Origin of the sequence: Methanolobus profundi, assembly GCF_900114835.1 — an archaeon.
GTDB lineage: Archaea > Halobacteriota > Methanosarcinia > Methanosarcinales > Methanosarcinaceae > Methanolobus > Methanolobus profundi.
On the sequence record NZ_FOUJ01000001.1, the window covers coordinates 665,643 to 685,255 of the forward strand.

Annotated in this window: 19 protein-coding genes; 11 read left to right on the plus strand and 8 right to left on the minus strand. The window is 37.9% G+C overall.

The genetic code is table 11. From position 1 onward, the window contains the following. Nucleotides 1-55 precede the first annotated feature (55 nt). From BM008_RS14695 to BM008_RS03100, 4 genes are read left to right on the plus strand one after another with little or no spacing between them, the layout of a single operon-like run. Nucleotides 56-694, plus strand: coding sequence for a type IV pilin N-terminal domain-containing protein (locus BM008_RS14695; protein ID WP_143072256.1), 639 nt, complete (start codon nucleotides 56-58; stop codon nucleotides 692-694). Continuing rightward, nucleotides 695-1,192: a type IV pilin domain-containing protein gene (locus BM008_RS14825; RefSeq protein WP_177187944.1), complete on the plus strand. Its 498-nt coding sequence runs from the start codon at nucleotides 695-697 to the stop codon at nucleotides 1,190-1,192. Nucleotides 1,193-1,201: 9 nt separating this feature from the next. Further along, on the plus strand, nucleotides 1,202-1,876 hold the full coding sequence (locus BM008_RS03095) for a type IV pilin N-terminal domain-containing protein (protein WP_091933027.1): 675 nt from the start codon (nucleotides 1,202-1,204) through the stop codon (nucleotides 1,874-1,876). Then, on the plus strand, nucleotides 1,873-2,406 hold the full coding sequence (locus BM008_RS03100; protein ID WP_091933030.1) for a type IV pilin domain-containing protein: 534 nt from the start codon (nucleotides 1,873-1,875) through the stop codon (nucleotides 2,404-2,406). The genes BM008_RS03095 and BM008_RS03100 overlap by 4 nt, the downstream gene beginning before the upstream one ends. A gap of 283 nt (nucleotides 2,407-2,689) precedes the next feature. Here the strand turns inward: BM008_RS03100 and BM008_RS03105 are convergent, their stop codons facing one another. Beyond that, nucleotides 2,690-2,941, minus strand: coding sequence for a hypothetical protein (locus tag BM008_RS03105; protein WP_091933033.1), 252 nt, complete (start codon nucleotides 2,939-2,941; stop codon nucleotides 2,690-2,692). Nucleotides 2,942-3,287: 346 nt separating this feature from the next. Here BM008_RS03105 and BM008_RS03110 point away from each other — a divergent pair, with 346 nt between their 5' ends. From BM008_RS03110 to BM008_RS03125, 4 genes are read left to right on the plus strand one after another with little or no spacing between them, the layout of a single operon-like run. Continuing rightward, nucleotides 3,288-4,937, plus strand: a complete 1,650-nt coding sequence (locus BM008_RS03110) for a type II/IV secretion system ATPase subunit (RefSeq protein ID WP_091933036.1) — start codon at nucleotides 3,288-3,290, stop codon at nucleotides 4,935-4,937. A gap of 18 nt (nucleotides 4,938-4,955) precedes the next feature. Then, on the plus strand, nucleotides 4,956-6,788 hold the full coding sequence (locus tag BM008_RS03115; protein WP_091933039.1) for a type II secretion system F family protein: 1,833 nt from the start codon (nucleotides 4,956-4,958) through the stop codon (nucleotides 6,786-6,788). 8 nt (nucleotides 6,789-6,796) lie between these two features. Further along, a complete protein-coding gene (locus tag BM008_RS03120) occupies nucleotides 6,797-7,201 on the plus strand; it encodes a type IV pilin N-terminal domain-containing protein (protein ID WP_091933042.1) in 405 nt (134 codons plus the stop codon). Further along, the gene (locus BM008_RS03125) at nucleotides 7,198-8,367 is read left to right on the plus strand and encodes a DUF7289 family protein (protein ID WP_091933045.1); all 1,170 of its coding nucleotides are present in this window, start codon (nucleotides 7,198-7,200) and stop codon (nucleotides 8,365-8,367) included. The genes BM008_RS03120 and BM008_RS03125 overlap by 4 nt, the downstream gene beginning before the upstream one ends. A 1,176-nt stretch (nucleotides 8,368-9,543) precedes the next feature. On the opposite strand, the gene BM008_RS03135 is transcribed toward BM008_RS03125, so the two are convergent. Both BM008_RS03135 and BM008_RS03140 read right to left on the minus strand, forming a co-directional pair. Continuing rightward, nucleotides 9,544-10,074, minus strand: a complete 531-nt coding sequence (locus tag BM008_RS03135) for a hypothetical protein (RefSeq protein ID WP_143072257.1) — start codon at nucleotides 10,072-10,074, stop codon at nucleotides 9,544-9,546. A gap of 166 nt (nucleotides 10,075-10,240) precedes the next feature. Next, nucleotides 10,241-10,573 (minus strand): ArsR/SmtB family transcription factor, encoded by a 333-nt coding sequence (locus tag BM008_RS03140; RefSeq protein WP_091933053.1) that lies wholly within the window; start codon nucleotides 10,571-10,573, stop codon nucleotides 10,241-10,243. Nucleotides 10,574-11,293: 720 nt separating this feature from the next. Between BM008_RS03140 and BM008_RS03145 the strand changes: the two genes are divergently transcribed. From BM008_RS03145 to BM008_RS03155, 3 genes are all read left to right on the plus strand, one after another. Next, nucleotides 11,294-11,584 carry a hypothetical protein gene (locus BM008_RS03145; RefSeq protein WP_143072259.1) on the plus strand — a complete coding sequence of 97 codons (291 nt, stop codon included), beginning with the start codon at nucleotides 11,294-11,296 and terminating at the stop codon, nucleotides 11,582-11,584. Nucleotides 11,585-12,023: 439 nt separating this feature from the next. Beyond that, the gene (locus tag BM008_RS03150; RefSeq protein ID WP_091933058.1) at nucleotides 12,024-12,317 is read left to right on the plus strand and encodes a hypothetical protein; all 294 of its coding nucleotides are present in this window, start codon (nucleotides 12,024-12,026) and stop codon (nucleotides 12,315-12,317) included. 78 nt (nucleotides 12,318-12,395) lie between these two features. Further along, nucleotides 12,396-12,704, plus strand: coding sequence for a hypothetical protein (locus BM008_RS03155; RefSeq protein WP_091933060.1), 309 nt, complete (start codon nucleotides 12,396-12,398; stop codon nucleotides 12,702-12,704). Nucleotides 12,705-12,859: 155 nt separating this feature from the next. Here BM008_RS03155 and BM008_RS03160 read toward each other — a convergent pair whose 3' ends face one another. The 5 genes from BM008_RS03160 to BM008_RS03180 all read right to left on the minus strand — a co-directional run bounded on the left by BM008_RS03160 (nucleotide 12,860) and on the right by BM008_RS03180 (nucleotide 19,604). Beyond that, nucleotides 12,860-13,948 (minus strand): nitrogenase component 1, encoded by a 1,089-nt coding sequence (locus BM008_RS03160; protein ID WP_091933063.1) that lies wholly within the window; start codon nucleotides 13,946-13,948, stop codon nucleotides 12,860-12,862. Next, nucleotides 13,945-16,158, minus strand: coding sequence for a nitrogenase component 1 (locus tag BM008_RS03165; protein WP_091933065.1), 2,214 nt, complete (start codon nucleotides 16,156-16,158; stop codon nucleotides 13,945-13,947). The genes BM008_RS03160 and BM008_RS03165 overlap by 4 nt, the downstream gene beginning before the upstream one ends. A 64-nt stretch (nucleotides 16,159-16,222) precedes the next feature. Beyond that, complete coding sequence (locus tag BM008_RS03170) at nucleotides 16,223-17,332, minus strand: ABC transporter ATP-binding protein (RefSeq protein WP_091933068.1); 1,110 nt, start codon at nucleotides 17,330-17,332, stop codon at nucleotides 16,223-16,225. Next, nucleotides 17,329-18,429 carry an iron ABC transporter permease gene (locus BM008_RS03175; RefSeq protein WP_091933071.1) on the minus strand — a complete coding sequence of 367 codons (1,101 nt, stop codon included), beginning with the start codon at nucleotides 18,427-18,429 and terminating at the stop codon, nucleotides 17,329-17,331. Before BM008_RS03175 ends, BM008_RS03170 begins: the two co-directional genes overlap by 4 nt. Next, entirely contained in the window at nucleotides 18,426-19,604 is a 1,179-nt protein-coding gene (locus BM008_RS03180; RefSeq protein WP_091933073.1) for an ABC transporter substrate-binding protein, read from the minus strand. Before BM008_RS03180 ends, BM008_RS03175 begins: the two co-directional genes overlap by 4 nt. Nucleotides 19,605-19,613: the final 9 nt, after the last annotated feature.

Consider the following 19,613-nt stretch of genomic DNA (forward strand, 5'->3'; position numbering starts at 1 on the left):
CATCTTGTACAATATTACTATTTTGTCTATTTTTATAGATATCAGAAGGTGGAGTATGAGATATATAAAACAACGAAAAACGTTTTTACGTAATAGTGCAGCCGCATCACCTGTGATCGGTGTCATGCTTATGGTGGTGGTTACTGTAATCCTTGCAGCTGCTGTAAGTTCATATGCAGGAGGAATTGGAGGTAATACAAGAACAGCACCGACTGCAACATTTGAAGTACAGATAAAAAAAGATGTAGATATAGGAGGTGACACTATCTCTTTTATTAAGATCAAAGAGATCACTGGAGACTCTATTGATACAAGTGATCTTAAGATAATAACTTCATATATTGATGATAATGGCAATTTCTCTATCACAGAGGTCTATCCGAATTCTGAGAACACATATTTGATAAATGGTGGCTCTCCTTCAATATCCAGTGTTTCTCCTTACTGGAGTAATCCGGCAATTGGTGATTTTGGTACGGATGAGGAAGTTAATTTCGGAAACTATGTTCTCAAACCAGGAGTCGTAATGATTGCTGAAGCCAATGAAAATGATGTTCCTGCAGATGATGCTACTGGCATGGAAGCATTAGTATCATGCTGGGAAAATGTCAGTTCAGGTGATTTTATAAGTGTCACTCTGGTTCACACTCCAAGTGGTAAGCCCATCTTTGATTCAGATGTAGAGGTGGTATGATTGAAAAAACAATATAATATATTTTCAAATACAACAGCTGTATCACCTGTAATTGGAGTTATGCTGATGATAGTTGTTACAATAATACTTGCAGCTGCCGTTAGTTCTTTTGCAAACAGCACTGAATCTCAGGAGATGGCACCTCAGGTTACATTGATGGCAGAAGCATCGATCCAGGATGGTTATCTTCTTCTCGAGCATTTAGGCGGTGATACTATTGACAGAAGGGACATACGGATAGAGATCGAGTCCGGATATCCAGCGACTTCAGGATATGTGGATATCGATAAAGTTACTTTTTCTCCGAATAGTAATTTTCTAAATCCAGGTGATGAGGCAAGGGTGAATTTCACTTCTTCAGCATCTTATGATCTTATAACTTTTGATGGGTCTGAAATATATCAGGAAGTAGAACTTGGTGAACCTTTCAGGATAACTGTTATAGATACCAGTTCCGGACAAACCATCTACTCTAACAAGGTCACACTATTACCATGAGGTGAATAAATGAAAAAATTAAAAGGATTTTTAAATAGCTCATTGGCTGCATCACCTGTAATAGGTGTAATGTTGATGGTTGTTGTTACTGTTATTCTTGCAGCCGCTGTCAGTTCATATACTACTGGTATGCTTCCTGGTTCACAAGACGTGCCAAAAGCTTCTTTTGATGTTGACATGAGAAAAGATATCAGCACCAGTCATGGTAATATGAGTTACATTGCCATTACTATGGTGACAGGCGACAAGATCCCATCAAAGGATCTTAAGATCGTTACGATAAATCCAAATGCAGAAGGTGAGTACAAAACAAGGGAGATCTTGCCTAATAATAACAATACAGCTACTCAGTCTTTTACCGGAGTATCTCCTTTTTGGAATTTAGGAAATTTCCCTACTACCGGACAGTTCTTTGGAGAATATATGTTAGAGTCGGGAATGACCATAATTGCTGATGAATATGCTAATTATGTAGGCGCAGTCTGGGAACCTGATACAGGAAAATATACAACGAATCCAGATGGGAATATGACAGGTATGCAGGCAATGTTTGCAGATTGGGGTGATGACCCTTCCGATCCATCTGATGATACAGTCCATTCTGGAGATGTTGTTACAATAAAAATAATTCATACTCCAACTAATAAGGTGATCTTTACAAAAGATGTGGTGGTATCATCATGAAGGCAAATAGAAGAATATTCCTATCTGAAAATGCTGTCAGTCCGGTAATTGGTGTAATGTTGATGATAGTTGTGACTGTGATCCTTGCTGCTGCGGTTAGTTCTTTTGCAGGCAGTGTTGAAACCCAGGATGATCCTACGCAGGCGACCTTTGATGTCTCATGTTCTGCTTCTGATGGCTTGATAATTATCAAGCACATGGGAGGGGATATAATATACAAAGAAGATATCAAAATGATGATATCCCATGGTCTGCCTAAAATGACAGGTTATCTTTCAAAGGAAAATCTTACATTCTATCCTGCTGATCAGCAGGTCAGAGATGCTGCAATGGACAAAGTCTCACTGCAACCCGGACAATTGGCAACCTATAAATTTGATAATGATTATCGACATTCCAACAATACAGGTGAAATAGGCTGTTTACTTGGTGATCAGGTAGTAATGGTCGGGGAAACATTTGAATTTACACTTGTAGATGTAAATACTGAAAACAGTATTTATGAAGCTAATGTTGTGATGGAACCTTAAAGGTTCCATTTTTGTTTTAGTATGATCTTAACATGATGATCTAATTAATTTGCTCTCGCAAAATATATATTATTTAATTATATAGTTATTGTGTGTATTATTCTCATCTATCAATAAATTTGGCATTAAGATATCTATTAGTAATATTTTTTCTCATTATCTCAATACACAATGCAACCGCTGTGTCATTGGGAGTTTCTCCGCACAGTCTTCAATTTGATCAGGAGGATGGAATTTTACAGAAGAACATTACTATCATTAATAATGGGAATGATAATTCAAGCTACAGAGTATATACGGAAAGTGAATATACTAACTGGATAATTATCTCTCCTTCAGCATTTGACCTTTCTCCGGGTATGACAGAAGAAGTGACAGTAAAATGTCTTCCATCAGAAACCATGTCAGGAAATATTTCTCTTAAGTTATATGTCATCGCAGCACCTACTGGAAGTGACCTGGCCGTTGGTGCAGGCATACGGCTACCTATTACTATTATCACAGGAAGAAGCGTAGATAGTTCTAATGTACCCATTTTGACATTATTTTCTTCGTATATATCTAGTTATTTTGGACCTATAGCTACCTTTTTTTAGTTGAGAACGATCTTGAAAGCCAGTATCAGTATCGTTATCTAAAAAGCAAACATATGTAAATCAAAAAGAAGTGTATATATAATACTTCTGACACACATTTCCTACTAACCTACTGTTCCAGTCCATACTATGCAGCAGTTATGATCAATAAGTGAACATGGTTCCAATCGATTAAGTGCTTTATAATTGAGCATAGAGGTCTTGATTGGTGGGTGGGTCTTGTTTCCAAATTATAATAATTAATAGCCAGCTGAACTTAAAAACGAAAAACACGGGGTTTTGGACATGAAAACTATATTTAATAAATTTAACAGTTCAGTGATGCAGATGCTCTCATCTGCGAACATACCGGAAAAACCTGCTGTATTAAAAGGTATCTCTGGTCGCTTATCAAAGAACAATGATGAGCTGTTGCTTGAATTACCGGAAACTCCTGACGATCTTGTATCCTTTTCCCTCCCGGCACATATGGAGGAAATTGACCGATATTGGGTAGATGAACCATATTGTTTCATTTGTATCTTATATAACACATTAAAGAAGAACATGAACTATTATTTGATCGAACCAAAATTGAATAAGTTCGAAAAGACATTGCTTCAAGAGTTCAATAATATTATGGGTGACAGGCTGACAATTTCAAATATGGATGATGGCCTTGAACTTGATTCTATTGACAGATACGAGCTATTAAGGGAAAATACAAAGCATATTCTTACAGAATACTTCGATCTTCAAACAAGGACATTTGAGAAGATCTATTACTACCTGAAACGTGATTTTATTGATTTTGGAACTATAAGTGCTATCATGAAAGACCCCAATATTGAAGATGTATGGTGCAATGGGGTTGGTATACCGATATTTGTTTATCATAAAACTTATGGAAATATCAGGACAAATGTAGTATTTTCAAACGATGAAGAACTTGATCATTTTGTCACACTTATAGCACAGCAAAGTTCTCGCCACCTTTCAAGATCCACTCCGATACTGGATACGATAATGCGTGATGGTTCTCGTATAAACATAACCTATGGACATGATATCAGTCCTAAGGGAAGTTCATTCAGCATACGAAGGCAGAAAAAGGTGCCTTTGACGCCTCTTGACCTTATTGCCTGGAAAACCTTCTCATCAGAAATGATGGCCTATTTCTGGTTCTGTATGGAACATGGAAAAAGTATTCTTTTCTGTGGGGGAACTGCTACCGGTAAAACCTCTTCTTTGAATGCTGTTTGCCTGTTCATCCCCATACATATCAGGATAGTTACTCTAGAAGATACCCAGGAGATCAATCTTCCACATAAGAACTGGATATCAACAATAACAAGGGAAGGAATATCGGTCAACAAAATGGGTACTATTGATCTTGAAGATCTATTACGTGCATCATTAAGACAAAGACCTGAATATTTACTAGTGGGAGAGGTCAGAGGCAGGGAATCACAGACACTTTTCCAGGCAATGAATGCAGGACATGCAACCTGTTCTACTTTCCATGCAGGAACACCACGTGAGGTGATCAACAGATTTACCAATCCTCCTCTGAATGTACCACCAGCAATGTTCAGTGCGCTTGATATTATTTCAATGCAATCGAATATCTATGAAGGAGGTATCGAAAAAAGAAAAGCATCTCACATATCAGAAGTCACGGATGTGACAAGCCATATCGAGTTGCAAGACACTTTTTTGTGGGATCCGGTCGCAGATTCATTTGAATTCATGGGGTCAAGGGTGCTTCAGGATATCAAAAATAAACTTGGCTGGACTGAAGAGCAAATAAATAAAGAACTTGGTCGAAGGGCCATGTTCCTTGATCTTATGCTTGAAAAGAATATCAGGGATTATAATCAATTTATTCAATCGATACATGCTTACAGCAAGGACCCTGATAAAGTGATCCAGCTTCTGGTCTCCGGTGAGCAATGATGTGGGAGTTGGTCCAATATGCATAACTCATTAATTGACCTTGGTTTTGTCAGACGATATGCTAAAAAACGTTCTGAGAAGTATTATTTCCTGATAAATAGTCTCAGAGCCGCGAGGATGGATATCCATTATTCTACATATGTTGAACAGGGCTCTCTATATGCTATTCAGACCTATGCTGTTGTATTGGTATCTTTGTTCTTGATGCGTTTTTTGATAGACGTACCCATATTTGAAATACTTCGAACATATAGGTCCCTGATCTTTTCAGATCTGACTTATATCTTACTTCCAGTTATTTCAGCTTACATAGTTTACTGGTCCTATCTGCAGTATCCACGTTTTGTTGCATATTCACGTGCAACTAAAATAGATGTACTACTTCCCCATGCCTCTTCATTTTGTTACGGAATGACAAAAGGTGGAACACCAATATATGAAACTATCAAAGAGCTTGCAGAAAATCCACATATATATGGTGAGATCGCAACGGAGGCTCTGTATATAGTGAGGGATGTTGAACTGCTGGGGAACGACCTGGTAAATGCTGTAAAGAATACTGCAAGGACCACACCATCCAAAACCTTTCATGATTTTCTTGAGAACCTGGTACCAATGATACAGGGTGGAAGTGATATACACCAGTACTTTGCAGTCAAAACAGAACAATATTTCTTGCATGCAAAAAAGACCCAGGAAATGTTCATCAAAACGCTGGAGATCATCTCTGAGGTCTACGTAGTAGCATTTGTTGCTGTGCCCATCTTTTTGCTTATAACTCTTGTGACCATAGGTCTTCTAAATCTTAGCCAGACCTCCTATCTTTTCCATTCTCTATATATCGGTCTTCCACTGGGATCGATCGCATTGATAGTGCTGATAGATTCTATTTCCCCCAAAGAAGAACTTGGTATTCATTATGTTAACAGGGAGACAGAGCGAAGATCGCATTCAATGGAAGAAGAAGAGATAGATGAGGAGAATTATGAATCGAACCTGAAGAACTACAATAATAAAAAATTAAAAAGAAAGATAATTGCAAAATTAAAGAATCCCCTTGCCCCGATCCTCCAGAAGCCACTCTATGCTTTTGCTTTTAGCATACCTTTGATGGCTCTGCCATTTTTACTGACATCATTCGATCTGAACAAACAGATCGTTCTGTCTATAATTATCGCTATACTCCCAGTGTCTCTTGCACATGAATATAAAATGAGGAAACTGGCGAAACTGGATAAAGCAGTACCTGATTTTCTCCGACGTCTTGCAGAGGTCAATGAAATGGGTATCCCTGTGAACCATGCTATAAGTCTTCTTTTGAGATCTGATGTAGGACTCCTATCAGGTGAGATAAAAAGGGTCTGGCTTGATATGGAATGGGGCGGTGAGATGAAAGATGCTCTTTCACGTTTTGAGAACAGGATAGGTACACCTGCTCTCAGGCGGGCAGTAACTCTTCTTGTAAAGGCAACTGAAGTAAGTGATGATACAAGAGATGTGCTTCTGATAGCTGCTGAAGATACAGAGAACATGCTAAAGCTCAGGGATGACCGGTTCAATACAGGATTTATTTACCTTGCAACTGTCTACATAGCTTTTGGAACGTTCATGTATGTCTGCTACTCATTCTCAACACAGTTCATACCATCCATGTCAGGCATTGGTGGAGATGGTATGCTAAACGTTGATCAGATCACTTCAACGATGTTCAATACATGCGGGATACTGGGTTTCTTCTCAGGATTGATATTAGGTGAAATGGCACATGGTAACCTTCTCTCAGGACTTAAGCATTCTGTCATATTACTTGTTCTGAGCTTTGCTTGCTTTACAATACTTATGAACTATTAGGTGGAAAAATGGCTTCGGAAATGATCGGTGAGGTGCTCAAACTTGCACTTGTAGTTACCCTGGCAGCTGTACTATCAATTGGTGTCTATGCTCTTCTTCCAGAAGAACGTCCTCCACATATTGAAATTGAAATGAGCTTTAATCAGAGTAACGATAGTGTCATAGATATAACACATGTTGGTGGTGATCCTGTCAGAACCAATGATGTGTATATTGAGCTCAGCAATTCTTCTAATATATTCGATAAAAAAGATTACAAATTAACTGAGCTTACAAACCAGAGTTTCTGGAAGTTCCCACAAACTCTGCATCTTGATGCAAGCACGGATATAAGTTCTGAAATGGATGCAGTCAAGATCACAGTGGTTCACCAGAGAGCAATAATAGCCATTAGTGAGGTTAAAAAGGTATGAACAGACCTTTTTATCTTTCATGTGAAGCGGTTTCAACAGTCATTGCTGCAATGCTTATTCTTGTTGTCCTTACCACATTCATCTCTGCTATCAATGCTTACTATATTCCGTCTCTGGGAGCTGAGAATGAAATTGAACATATGCAGGATGTGAGAGATAGCTTTGTAGAGATAGCTTCATTAGCTGCTTCGGGAAGTTCTAATGAAAAAGTTGAGATCCCTTTAGGAAGCAAGGAAATGCCATTTGGTCCCTCGGTCTCTTCAAGTGGGACATTGACTGTAGATCCTAATAGTAGCTGGATCAATATTTCAATGAACGCTGTAGCAGAACCGGAGAACAGATTTGATTCTGTATATATTTTGCAAGATCTGACATCGATCTCTTCATTTTATCTTGTAAAGGATGCAGGGTTACCTGCTACTTATGATATTATATTCGATCAGGATAACATGCTTCATGCTGAGTGGATAGGAGATAGTACATTGCTTATAGAAACCCGGCGTAATGGCAATACGTTCTTCTATGGTTTTGTTCCAACTCCTTTAGTAGATACTGATGAGTATTTCACGTTCGATGTTCTGAATCCTGTTTACGGTTTTTCAGATATACTAGAAGATGTCGAAAAGCCATTTACCCTGATGCTTGATGGATCGTTCCAGATAGAATACGAGAAGATCCCTCCATATGATAATTCCGAGAAAAGATTTACTCATGACAGGTCAATTAACATAAGTACCGGATCTTTCTCATATGGTCCATCAAATAATTTCTGGATCGATCAGGATTTCATTTTTGAAAATGGAGCTGTAATTCTGCAACAATCCACAAGTAATAGATCACTGGTACGATCCAGACCTTTTATTACAGTCGATAATGATACTAGGCTTCTGAATATTCAGGTATTCAATGTTGTTGGAATAGCCGATAGCATGGGTGGAAATGGTATTTCTACTGTAAACATCCAGGTTGAAGACCATGAAGAGAAAACCTATCCGTCTGTAGAAGTAACAAATCTAACAATATGTTCTGATTATCCGAGTGCCTGGTATAGTTACCTTTCAACACAGGGAGATGTGGAAATGCTGGAAGATGGTCTTGTAAGGGCTTCTTTTTACAATATGAGTGTTAAAATGAGTAGTTCTGATGTTATGATAACGATCCCTTGATAAGGGATCGTTGGTATTTTCATTATAAAGATTTGGTAATATTCACTTTTAGATTCATCACTTTTTCTTTAATATTCGATTTATACTGTGTATTTTATTTGAATTATCTTTGAAACTAATATACCTAAGTGAAAATCATGTCTATTTATAATTCACTCACTTAAGAATATTATAATCCATAGCTGAGATAATTATTATGTGTGTTGATACAGCATTTTTGATTCTGGATTTTACTTTATCTAATAGCTATTAATGTTTAATCCATTAGGGGAAGTAATATGGATTTTGAAGATAAAAGTTCGAAAAAGAAAGTTGAGATGAAAACAATTAGCGATTTTATACATATATCCCATGTACATATCTCATGGAAAGAATATTTTAAGTTGTGTTTTTCATTTTCAATTGTAATGATAATTTTCTTAGTGCTGCTTGTTATATTTGTTTATTCAATAACTAATTAGGTACTCTTAATGTGTAATACAAGAGGAAATTATATGATATTTGAAAATAAAGTGCCAGCAAAAGAAGTTGAGATGCAAACAATGAATAGTCTAGAATATGTGTCCCATATTCGGATCTCGTGGAAATAATGTTTCAAGTTCTGTTTCTCATTTGCTACTGTAGTGGTAATGATACTTGTTTTAATAACTTCTTTTTCTGCTAGACCACTCTGATCTTGAGATACATTGTAACTTGAATTTGTTCATTCAGAGTCTCAGTTAACTGTTGATAGGAATAACCTGCAATTATACATGGATGCATATACTAGTATGTGCTAACATATGTTATCTTATTCGACGAGCTTATACATGTTGATCTCCTATTAATAAAAGGGAATGTAAAATGACTAGCCAAGTATGTATTATTGATGAGGAAATTGAATTGTTGAATGAGCTTTTTTTTCGGATCGACCAGGGTGGTGGAATGGTATGGATAGAAAAACTTCTGGTTGATAAAAAAGAGATCTATCAGCGATTATCCAGTAAAATAAATGCACAGATAACCACCTGAGCTTAGAATGAGCTATTATGGGTTAATAATGCCGGGATACTAAAAATATATCTCAAAAATAATGATTAATGACCACAGTTGTATTACTGTAGTTGGTCAGAACTGGAAATGATCCCATATCAACTTGTATGGTTGCTCGAATCATGAAATGATCCTGTATACAGTTCATTTATCGTTTGTATCATCAGTTATCTCATCCATATCAGGACTTTTATCCGATCGACCATGAATTTCTTCGATGATCGATGATGTAACTAATTCATCAGCAATTATTTTTTCATCTGTAGTTACATTTTTTCTGTTCTGTATCCTGTTTTTGTTCCATCTGCTTCCAGTAACGATGGTTCCTATCAGTATTATTGCTAAAGCTCCTGAAGCGAAGAAGAGGCCATCATTTGAGAGCTTAATATCAACTGGTATCTTTATGCCACTTCCAACCTCAAAATCAGAGGAAGGAGCTGAAGCTATTACATAAGCTTTCAGATCATAATTACCATTTGCAGAAATAGGTGCCTTTAACCCTATGATCACTTCTTTATGTTCTCCAGGATCAAGTGTGAAATTGTTGGGTGATATGGTGAACCACTCTACAAATTGGTCATCAACGTAGACCCTGTAATCAGATATGCCTGAGCCATCGTTTATTACAAAAAGTGACTGTTCATTTGTGATACCAACGTGTGCATCAAAGGTCATATTTGCGGGACTTACTCCCACCCCTACAGCACTGGCATATGCTATGGAATAAAAGCATAAGATCACATAAAGGATGAGAATAGAGGATTTTCTGAACATTTTAACTCTTTTTGCTCTTGCAAGTTATTTTTGATCAATTCATTTACAGGACGATCAGCATCGTTCTCTATTTTCCATCAATGGATGTGACCTTTTTAAGAGACTCAACAGCATCGAATATTTTGTGATAATCACTGCTAATAATAATTTCCGGATCATAATCGATCTTGCATATTTTTTTGTTCTTAATAGAAAGAACATGCGTTTTCCCAAAGATCTTCCTTTGTATAAGATTTGCATCCTCAAGTATTGTAGCGTGTTTTGAAGCAACAGATATCGATATTTCCAATACTCGTGCCACTTTTGATATATGCATATCCTGTTCATTGATGTATTTGAACATCTTTAGTCGTGTTTCATTTCCAAGTGCATTAAGAATCTTAAAATCCTCGTGTGCCATATTATTTAAGAGCCCAAAGGCACATATATGTCTTATCATTTGTAATTATATGTTAGTTAAAAAGATAATAAAAAATGTGGTCTGTTTAGGTATATTTTCTATCATTATTACGCAAAGAAAGATGTCAAGGACAATTTTCACAGAAACAGTATCTTCATATAAATACTGTAAAGATCTCTTTACTATGAAAAAAAGATAAGATCGGACATAGAAGGAGCATCGATATTAAGAAATAAATTGGGTAGATCCGTTCATAAGATCATGGATGCTCGAATTTAGTTATACTTCAAATGGACATGATAGGATCATGAACATTTCTGTTTTAAATATTTTTTATTTAATGACCACTGTTAGTTTAAAAGGCAATATACATTATCATTTTTCATCTTGTTATATATGAAGTTTGCATGCTAAGCTACATGAGCCAGGTAATGAAGTTGACATTTCGCATTGCAACCTATATTTTTATGTCAACTTGTTATTTGGCCGGTTGGCTGGCAACCCCTATTTTTACTTCATCAAACCTTCCACACTATACGGACCAGCCAACAAATCTTCTTTTTTGTTAAGACATCTTTATGCGAATAATGTTTTCTTTTAAGGTAACAGTTATTGCAGATCCAGATGTGTTTATTAATACTGTATGCAAAACAATTTACTATGTTCCAGAGGTTAAGGATCTATACGATCTTAATACTCCTTGTATTCTCTATTTTTGTCATGAATATGAATGTCATTGAAGCAGTATCTTCATCCTCAGATGGATCATATTCTCTTTCTTTGCAGAATGACCTGGAAAATTTACCAGATATTGTTGACGGAACTAGTGTAAAAGAAAAAATTGGGAAAGACAGGATACTCTATCTGCTTAATAGTGAAGATGCTGAGGTTAAAAGAGCTTTTTTGATAATGGAAGAATATGGAACTCCATTAGATACATTTGAATACACAGTTCCTGAATACAATACACAATTAGAAATATTGTTGTGGCGACCGAAGAAAGAGATATAACCGCTCATGAAAGACTAGCTATGGCAATAGCATTGGATTATGGGTCGGTATTAGCTATATGTGAAGATGAGGTAGAAAGTGGCCTCAAAAACTATACTGTGGAAGTGATGATCATTTCATTGAAACTGATGCTCTTATATCGTGGAATACAGAAGACTATCCTCTTGAAGCCCTTATAACCCTTGTATGGGGAGCAGATAGCATAAGCACAATTAATTTTTTTGATGAGATAGATCAATATCCTGAAGGTACAACATATGGTGATATCAGAACTACATGTTACCTTTATCCTGATTGGGTTATTACTTTTAACAAACATAAGTTAACACAGGAAGATTTCGAATGGTATTTTGTTGATGTATATACTCTTAAAGAAATGCGTTCATTTTTATTATATGAAAAGTTCCATAATGAAAAATTGTCAATATCTGATCATGAAATGATAACTAATGATATCGATATTATGCTTTCATCTTCTCTTGAATATCATGGTGATAATTATTCAGCTGAAATAGAATACATAGAGGTCGATGGTAAGATAACATCAGGAAGCGGACTTTCCAATCTGGATTGGCATTGGGACTACTATAAGAAAAATGATCATATCATTGGCTGTTGCAGGGACGTTGCCTGTATGGACACTTTTTTTCTCAAAAGTATAAATATTCCTTCTACAAAAGTTACTGTCCAGTGGGAACCATTTGGACATCAGATAGTAGTTCTTTATGATTAGGGACCAAATAGTAGCTGGACGATCCCTCCATATCAGTTTTCAGTTCTAAAGCGCAATATCAATGGCTCTGAACTGTTCATGTCAAATTTTTATCCAATAGTTTGGTCGAACTGGCATGACTCAATAGCATTCCCACCAAGAAGTTATGAGGTCTTATCTGAGCTTGAAGATGGAGTTGACATTACTCCATCAGACCTGCAGGAATTTGAGGCAGATGACTGGAATCCCTGGGACGACCTCAACTCTGAAAATGGAGTTGATATAAGCACAAATGAACTTCAGAGAGCTATACATTATTGGTTGAATGCTGTGCCAATTGAAAATACAGATGCAAAAGTAACTGATAAGAGACTTCAATATTTGATAAATTGTTGGATCAATGCCTGATATTAATTAATAATATTCTAATTATCCGGCATGTTGCAGCATATTTTTCCAGAAGCTTTGATCATCGCCTTTTTATCCATATTCAAGACCAGAATTCTCTGTTCAACATAGCTCCTGAATTTGAGAACTCAGCAGGAGGTATAACAGGGATATTTTTACGGCATTCTCCGCAAGCCATTGAAAATTTGCTCCAGTAGGAATAGTGCGCCATTTATGCCAATATATGTTCGTGGCAAGAAATTCAAATATCCTGATGATGGCATTGATATCTCTATTCCACTTCTGCACAGTTTTTTCTCACTCATCATCTTCACAGTGTGTCCATCTGCCAGCACCACATCCACTGGTATATCATCACTAAAGTTGTTCCATGAATCAGCAAATCCGATATTTTCAAGAAGATCAATAATTTGTCTTTCTGTTCCAGAACACATACCTGGCAGGGTTTTCACACCCAGTGGCTCCATGCCAAGATATTCATACAACCATTTTGTGAGGGGAAGGACAACAGAACTATCCCCTTTTATTAAAAATGTAGCACCTTTTGGAAGACCAGTAAGGGAATAGAAACGTGAGATCTTATGATAATGCTTTTTTCGTTCTTTTTTCACCATCTCTATTGCTTTTGACGGATCAACTGACATAGAACAGGCTATTTTCTCAATCCACATTTCAGTTGCATCATACCCAACAGGTCCGCCTTCCTGTGATATAATGTATGGAATATCAAATCTCTCTTCATACCACTTTGCGATCTTGAGGCCATACTCTGGAAAGATGACAAGATTGAATGCAACTGAGCTTGATCTGCGAAGTTCTTCAATACTTGTTCCGGCACAAAGAACAGTTTCCACCTCAATAGCTATACAACGCTTTGACAGACTTGCTGAATCTATGAAACGTTTTAGGTCATCTCCTATCAGTGAAGCACCGGGGGAATTAACGATTACCAACAGATCATTATTCTTTGATGCAATGGCAGGAAGGATCCTCTGGAGCTTTTCAGTTCCTCCTCCAATGTAATCCTGTCCTTCAAGGTAGGTGCAGGGAATACGTGGCTGTCCAAAATAAAATTCTTCTGTATACCCGAGCGGATCTAAAGAAGAAGCTTTAGGATATTGTTTATCAGAAATATGTGAGTGATAGTATTTACAGCCTGTTGGACCATTTAGCACGACCGTTGCATCCCTGATCCCTTCCACAGCCAGCAGTGAACCTGTAAAAGCATCTGCTGTAAGTGTCATGAGACATCAACTCCATCTAATTTCCATCCTTCTGTAACTGGAAGACGTAGGAGTTTGCTCCATCTTCTGGCCATGTTAATTCCACTATGGAACCCTGCATCAGGGGAGAATGGTATTTGATCATGATGTGCTCCATCTGTTGATATTTGGGGAGGATAGTTCGATAGAACAAGGTCAGGACCCAGCACTTCAATGTCATGTTGCCTTTTTTCAGCACTGTAGTCATACTCGAGCGGTAATATCCCGATATGCTTGCTCCTGAGATCGGTGTAAGGTGATCCTGCCATACCTATTTTTACAAGAACCATGCCAAGGTCTATTATCGTATCGATGATCCAGTCAAGGTCTGTAGAAAAAGAACTTATCAGTACTTTTTTCCCTTTCAGTATCGCACGCAGACTTTTTATTTCCTTTTCATAGGCTATTCTTTCATCATCTATTAATTCATTAATTCTCGTTCCAATATCAAATCTATCACCAATTAGCTCCAGCCACTCAACTGTCTCATTAAAACCCGTAGGGAACGGAAGTTCAAAGAACTCGGCTTTTGTCTTAGAACTTATAACTTGCTTTAAGACCCTGCCCGTGTCATCTTTGTAGGCCAGAATATTCAATGAAGCTTTCCCAAAATTCTTGATATCATGAACTGTAGTGTTCGAAAGAAAGCGACAATTTATATCAATGCCTATATTTCTGAGGAGCTCTTCAATTATTGCGAAATTAGAGTGTAAATTATCAGAAAGTGTTTTTTCCCCTATTATATTAACAAGGTATTGTTCTGTTTTAATTGCAGGATCGATCATGTTGCTTAGAGCTCTGTACCCTTCAATGATCCCTTGCGAGAAATCACCTGCAAGATTCCCGTCAACCTGTATAGGATCAATATCGGTTCCTGGGAACATTTTCTTGACGGTGGATGCCGAATATGCAATATCATCCCCAATAAGTCCCGAAGGACAGGTGGTCAATATGAATATTGTATGCCAGCCTTTTATACAGGCTTCTTGAAGACACTTTATCAGGTCTTCAGTTCCTCCAAATATGAATGATCTGTCATCCATATCGGTAGATACAAGCGCTTTTCCTTCCATTCCGGATGGAAGGGTTCCATATCTTGAGCTGGCATTTATTAATGAGCTAGTAAGAAAATGGGAAGCAATATGTGTACAACTTCGTGGTCCATGGACTATGGTCAATGCATCTGCTATCCGGGAAGTAACAGTAAAGGCACCTGCAAATGAACAACCTTGAAGTGGCTGCTTATTCTTAACGTTCTTTGTGAAAAAGTGATTCTTTTTATTCATCAAAGACCGTTTTTTGACCTCAGGTATTTCATGCCTGAATACTTTCCGATCAAAACCTGGATATTTTTTGTTCTGTCCACTCTCCTTAACTTTTCCAAGAACTATCTCTTCCATTTCTTCATTGGTAAGAGGGTCGGCTGAAAAAAGACTTGCATTGTTCATTGATACTTTTTCTACATGATCGGCAAGTTCATCAAACAAAAATGCCGGCGTTGATGTTGGATATTTCTGTATTACAGTGCATCCTTCTTTTTCTGCTTGAGCAAATAGTTCCATTCTTGGAATAGAAGCTATAATTGGCAACCCAACTGCATCGGCAAAGGCCTTTACAGTGTGATACTCATTTTCCATCCCCCGGCTATTATGGATAATTCCTGCAACGCGGGGTGGGTCACTATCAAAATTACGTAGTCCTCTGAGAATATTGTTGGCAGCATATAATGCCATGTATTCACCAGATGTTACAATGTATACTGAATTTGCATATTCTTTTCTTATAGGAACTGCAAACCCACCGCATACAACATCTCCCAGCACATCATAGAGTTTTACATCAAAATCTAATTGATCGATCCCCAGCTCATCCAGGAGTTCAAATGTACTAAGTATCCCTCTGCCTGCACATCCGACCCCCGGTTCAGGTCCTCCTGCCTCTATACATCCCACATTTGCATAGCCTCGGAAAAGTATGTCCTCCAATTTTCTTTGTTCCGGGAATGTATCATGAATATATTCCATTACAGTAGCTATTGATCCACCTTTCAGGAGTAATCTGGTGGAATCATGTTTAGGGTCACATCCGATCTGAAGTACAGACCTTCCCCGGTTTCCAAGTGTAGCCGAAAGATTGGCTGAGATTGTGGATTTCCCGATCCCTCCTTTCCCATAGATCGCTATCTGGATCATTTTAAGATCGATCCTCCTGATGTAGTATCCTGAATATATCTCAAGTTCTGTATTTGAAAACCTATCACCAAGTCCTCTGTACCTCCGGGAAAGTTCTCTTGCCGAATTCCAGGTACATTAGCTCATCAGATGATCGTTGTTGATCAACACTGTTCTTGTGACCTTTGCACAGGAACTGGATCATATCTCCAATAGAAAAGAAATCATGTTCACAAGTATTGTCCATGTACTGCCAGCAAGTATCACCCTTGCGATCCTGTATCTCAATAGTTATGTCAGTGTTAGTATCAGTACAGATGTTATATCCCGCACGTTCAAGTGCATGTGATGTCCAGATGAATTCTGTATTGTTACCTCCTATGAGAGAGACAGTTCCTTTTTTTTCAGGAGAGATGATGAATGTTCCTTTTTTCTTGTCAAAATGAACTCCTCCCATTTCAAAAGCTGATCCAAAAACACCTTTCAAAATAAGGTCTTCAGGAGCCCCTGAGTAAAAATCACCATGTTTATTGAAAAGCCATATCTTATCGGCTGTTCGCATTGCAATATCAAGATCATGTATCGATAGGAGAACAGCTCTGCCAGGGTGTCTTGATAGTGATTTCAGAATTCGCATTATTTCTATTTTATGTGGCAGATCAAGAAATGCAGTCGGTTCATCAAGAACAAGTACGGACGGGTCCTGTGCCAGACCGCGTGCGATCATTACTTTTTGTTTTTCTCCATCACTTAGTTCTGACACGTAACGTGAGGAAAGTTCACTGGCACCAACTGCTGTCAATGAGTAGGATACCATTTCCTTATCTTTTTCTGATAAAGTACCTGACCATCCAGTATACGGATAGCGGCCTAATGCTACAATGTCAGATGCTTTAAAATGTGAGACTGATATCTGTGATGTCAGTACCACACTTAGTACCCTCGCTTTTTCTATAGCATTGAAATCATTCAGTAATTTACCTGCAAGATGTATATCTCCGGAAATGCAGGATTGCATGCCTATAAGTGTTCTTATCAATGTGGATTTTCCAGCTCCATTTGGACCTATAAGGCATACAAGTTCCCCTGGCATGAGACTCAGATTAAGGTTTTTGGACACTATTGTCGGCTCCTTGTTCCTGTGTTTATATCCAATTGAAAGTTCTGAGGTTGATATCAAAGGTACTTCTTTCATACAGATACACCTCTTCCAATTTTATTTCCGTATAATATTACCCATATAATGACAGGTGCACCAAGCATGGATGTAACTGAACTCAATGGCAAAGTAAGACTACTTCCTGGGAGATGTGCTATCATATCTGCAAATAATGCCAGGCTTGCACCTAGTAATGTACATCCGGGAACCAGTATCCTGTGATCAGCGGTAACAAAAATACCTCTGCAAAGATGAGGGACAGCCACTCCCAGAAAAGTAATTGGACCACAGAATGCAGTTACTACTCCTGCCAGAAGTGCTGTGATAACGATAAGGTAACTACGTGTTCTGTTGAAGTTCATGCCCATACTGGTAGCATATTCTTCACCCAAAAGCAATGCATTAAGTGGTTTTGTCAATAGGAACGAGAATATCAAAGCAAGTATTATTACAGGAACAAGAATACTGACCTCTGCCCATCTGATATCAAAAGTACCAAACGTCCACTCTGAGAATGCTTTTACTTTTTCAGGATCACTGAAGTGTATCAGAATAGTAACAAGAGAATTCGTAATATAGCCAAACATCAGTCCTAAAATGAGAATAGTTACATTGCTCTCTATTTTCCGTGATACGAAAAGAACTATCATCAACACAGCTGAAGAACCAATGAAAGCTGCCATAGCAACTGTGGCACTACCTAAAAAACCAAAGGCACGAAGCATTTGTGGGAGTGTTGTTGCAGACACCCCTCCGAATAGAAGAATTACAATTGCCACTCCGAGACTTGCACCCGAACTGATACCAAGAATAAAAGGTCCTGCAAGAGGATTTCTGAACAAGGTTTGCATCAGAAGACCTGCAACAGCAAGAGCTGCTCCTCCAAAAGCTGCTGCTAATGCCCTTGGAAGTCGCAGATCCATAATTATGATATTTGACGGATCATTTAGTGGAATATTTCCAAATAATACTGAAAAAGTTTCCTCTAAAGGTATATTCACTGACCCCAGGACCAGATCAAGTGTAAAGAATAAGCACAATGCGATAAGGAGGGTGAACAGGATAAGTGTTGTCCTCTGTAAGCCATTGAATTGTATTTGCTTATTCAGGCTTCGTTTTTCAGTTTTTTTCATTCTATCCTCTTATGGTAAACCAGTTCATGGTCTGGTACTAGTTCCGGATGGAACATCTTAACGAAATCTGCTAATACAAGATCTGGTCTCACAATGCCGGATTCATAATAATCATTCCCTCCATTTTCATTGATCCTATAGTAACTAGTATAGACATTTCCATTATTCACAGATCCGAATTCAAGATAAAGCACGTCTTCAGCTTCAAGCTCTTCTGTGTTGTTCCACATTCCTGATGAGATCCAGTAATCAGCTTCTTTGCCCTGATCGAACACTGCTTCAAAATCAAGGGTCACTGTTGCTGTATTGTTGTTATCAGACCAGAAGTAAACAGCTCCGGCATCATCGATATATTGGGCTATCAGACTGTTCCCACCAGGCACATACCATGTACCTTGCCATGCCATACCGCTCATGACCACGGGTCTATCTTCAATGGACCTTGTGACCTTGACCATTTCATTATAGTCACTGGCGACCTGGTCAAAGTATTCACTAGCATCTTCTTCTGCATTGAAGAACAATGATATGAACTTGATCCATTCTGCCTGACCGAGTGCTGATGTTTCTTTATATTCATCGACAACAACAGGTTTGAGTCCAAGGTCGATCAGGTTATCAATGTGATCATCATCGTACGGAATTCCAGTTGTAAGGGTAAAGATCACATCTGGTTCTATTTTGATCATTGCTTCGGTATTCATATAGCTGCCTGTTCCTACCTCATCTATGGTTTCGTTTTCTATCATCTGTCTTACAGGGATAGAATTAATGTAGGCAAAAGAACTAACAGCTTTGATCGTGTCCGTTTTACCTATGATCTCTAGAGCTGGCAGATGGGTTGTGGAAAGAGCAGCTACACTCTCAACAGGAATTTCGACAACGATGGAATCCGGATCATGTTCCGGTACAGGAGTTCCTTTTTGCACCAGTACATATGAATATTCATTGTCATTATCTTGTTCTGTCACGGTTACAAGTTTGTAGTTGTTATGATACTCTACTGAAAAGTCCTGTGCATATTCTATGTTGATCTTATGTGGAAAATAATCCATTGAAGAATTGTAATCATCATCTATCAGACTATTTTCTTCCTGACTACTATCTCCGATACATCCCGAAAAAAGAATGCATGTTGCTAGTATAAGTAAAATAAAAACATGATGCTTTTTCATTCAACCGTT